This is a genomic window from Streptomyces sp. 13-12-16 (assembly GCF_002114215.1).
Classification (GTDB): Bacteria; Actinomycetota; Actinomycetes; order Streptomycetales; family Streptomycetaceae; genus Streptomyces.
In genome coordinates this window covers 1-2,362 of record NZ_NCTE01001040.1, presented here as the reverse complement: position 1 = coordinate 2,362, position 2,362 = coordinate 1, and the positions used below count along the sequence as shown (strand labels likewise).

General features: G+C 74.3%; 4 protein-coding genes. 3 read left to right on the top strand and 1 reads right to left on the bottom strand.

Annotation, left to right across the window (positions count from 1 at the left end; translation table 11 throughout):
• A partial coding sequence (locus B7767_RS34825; RefSeq protein WP_306298027.1) for an SbcC/MukB-like Walker B domain-containing protein occupies window positions 1–695 on the top strand: 695 nt, incomplete at its 5' end.
• Window positions 696–705: 10 nt separating this feature from the next.
• Here B7767_RS34825 and B7767_RS34820 read toward each other — a convergent pair.
• The gene (locus B7767_RS34820; RefSeq protein ID WP_030822175.1) at window positions 706–1,152 is read right to left on the bottom strand and encodes an Lrp/AsnC family transcriptional regulator; all 447 of its coding nucleotides are present in this window, start codon (window positions 1,150–1,152) and stop codon (window positions 706–708) included.
• 94 nt (window positions 1,153–1,246) lie between these two features.
• Here B7767_RS34820 and B7767_RS34815 point away from each other — a divergent pair, with 94 nt between their 5' ends.
• Together B7767_RS34815 and B7767_RS34810 are read left to right on the top strand one after the other, a co-directional pair.
• A complete protein-coding gene (locus B7767_RS34815; protein WP_085575576.1) occupies window positions 1,247–1,723 on the top strand; it encodes a rhodanese-like domain-containing protein in 477 nt (158 codons plus the stop codon).
• A gap of 43 nt (window positions 1,724–1,766) precedes the next feature.
• Window positions 1,767–2,279 carry an immunity 21 family protein gene (locus tag B7767_RS34810; RefSeq protein ID WP_085575575.1) on the top strand — a complete coding sequence of 171 codons (513 nt, stop codon included), beginning with the start codon at window positions 1,767–1,769 and terminating at the stop codon, window positions 2,277–2,279.
• Window positions 2,280–2,362: the final 83 nt, after the last annotated feature.

Here is a 2,362-nt window from a genome sequence, read left to right as displayed (position 1 = left end):
AGCGGGCCGCCGAGGACGCGGACCGCAGGGTGCGTGAGGCGGCCTCCGCGCGGGACGCCGCCGACCGGCGCTGCGCCGAACTCGACCGGCTCTCCGCGCGGGCCGCCGCCTCGGTGCGCCGGCTGGGTCCCCTGCGCGAGGAGTACGAGCGGGTGGCCCGCATGGCCGGACTCACCGCGGGCACCTCGGCGGACAACGAACGGAGGATGCGCCTGGAGTCGTACGTCCTCGCCGCCCGCCTGGAACAGGTCGCCGCCGCCGCGACCGTACGGCTGCACCGCATGTCGTCCGGCCGGTACACCCTCGTCCACTCCGACGACCGCACCGGCCGCGGCCGCAGCGGACTCGGACTGCACGTCGTCGACGCCTGGACCGGACGGGAGCGCGACACCGCGACCCTCTCGGGCGGCGAGACCTTCTTCGCCTCGCTCGCCCTGGCGCTCGGTCTCGCGGACGTCGTCACCGACGAGGCGGGCGGGGTCCGGCTGGACACCCTCTTCATCGACGAGGGCTTCGGCAGTCTCGACGACCAGGCCCTCGACGAGGTCCTGGACGTCCTGGACTCCCTGCGCGAACGCGACCGCAGCGTGGGCATCGTCAGCCACGTCGGCGATCTGCGGCGCCGGATACACGCCCAGCTGGAGGTCGTGAAGGGACGCTCGGGCTCGGAGCTGCGCCGGCACGGCACCCGCTGAGGGGGCCGGCTCAGCGCCCCAGCGGGCGGCGCGGCAGCGGCGAGGAGTAGACGACGCTGGTGGTCACCGAGCCGAGCGTGCCGATCCGGCCCGCCACCTCCTCCAGGTGCCGCATCGAACGGGCGGCGACCTTGATGACGAAGCAGTCCTCGCCCGTCACGTGGTGCGCCTCCAGGATCTCGGGCGTCACGGCGACGAGGTCGTGGAACGGCTTGTAGTTGCCGGTCGGGTAGCGCAGCCGTACGAACGCCAGGATCGGCAGCCCGATCCGTTCCGGGTCCACCACCGCCGTGTAGCCCTGGATGACCCCTGCCTCCTCCAGGCGGCGCACCCTCTCGGTGACCGCGCTCGCGGACATCGAGACGGCACGGGCGAGTTCGGCGAAACTGGCCCGTCCCTCCCGCTGGAGGACGTCGAGGATGCGCCAGTCGGTGGCGTCCGGGGAATACGCGGTCATGCATGAGGAGTAGCAGGAGAATCCCCGGCCGATCAAGGTGAAGGCCGGGGATCTCCGCTTCAGGACCGGCTCCCGCGGCCGTAGTTTCTCTCCCATGACGACCACCACCGTGAACCCCGTCCTGCGCGTCGCCCCCGCCTCCCCGGCGGAGGCCGCCGCCCACTTCCGCGCGAGCCTCGCCTTCCACGCCGATGTCTCCGACGTGGCCGCCGCGCTCGCGGCCGACGGGGACCCCGGGTTCGTCCTGGTGGACTCCCGTTCCACCGAGGCCTGGGACCAGGGTCATGTCCCCGGCGCGGTGCACCTTCCCACCGCGCTCGTCCCGGAGCGGGCCGCCGGGCTCCTGGATCCGTCGGTCCCGGTCGTGACGTACTGCTGGGGCCCCGGCTGCGACGGCGCCACCCGGGCCGCGCTCGCCCTCGCCGAACTCGGCTACCGGGTCAAGGAGATGCTCGGCGGATTCGAGTACTGGGTGCGTGAGGGCTTCGAGTTCGAGACCTGGCGGGGCCGGGAGCGCCGGACCCCCGACCCGCTGACGGCACCCGTGGGCGCCGACGACTGCGGATGCTGAACCCCCGGTTCCGGTAAGGGGGTCGACCCGGTAGGTTCTGCGCATGGTGCGATACGCGGAGCCGGGCACGGTCGAGTGGGTGGAGTCGGGCGGCGGTCCGCTCATCGCGGTGCCGGAGGCGGTGCTGCCGTTCTGGACGGGCGCCGACGGCGAGGAGACGGCCTCGGACTACGACCGGGCCTGCGAGGTGGACGGACTCCTCGGACTCCTCCCGGTCGGCGACGCGACGGCCCTGGTCCTGGGCGACGAGCCCGCCGCGACCGCCTTCCTCCCCGAGCACGGCACCCTCGTCCGCTGGATCGCCGGTGACTCCGAGGCGGAACTCCTGGGGAGCGTCCCGGCCGCGCTGCACACCGCGCGGTGGCAGCCCGAGGTGCACTGGAAGGTGCCCGGCACGGTCGTCCTGTTCGACGCGGCCTGGCCCGGCACCGGCTCCACGGGCACCGACCATGTGAGCCTCACGCTCGCTCCGGGCCGCTACGCGGTCCGCGCGGCGCGGGTCCAGCCGGGCCCGGAAACCTGGCTGGTCCTCGTCCAGCTCCGCCCGCTGCCCTGACCGGCGGCCGGCCGTCACGGCGGGCGAGCCCGGCCCCGGCCCGCGCACACCGTGGACGGTCACGGCGCGCACGGGCCGGGGCC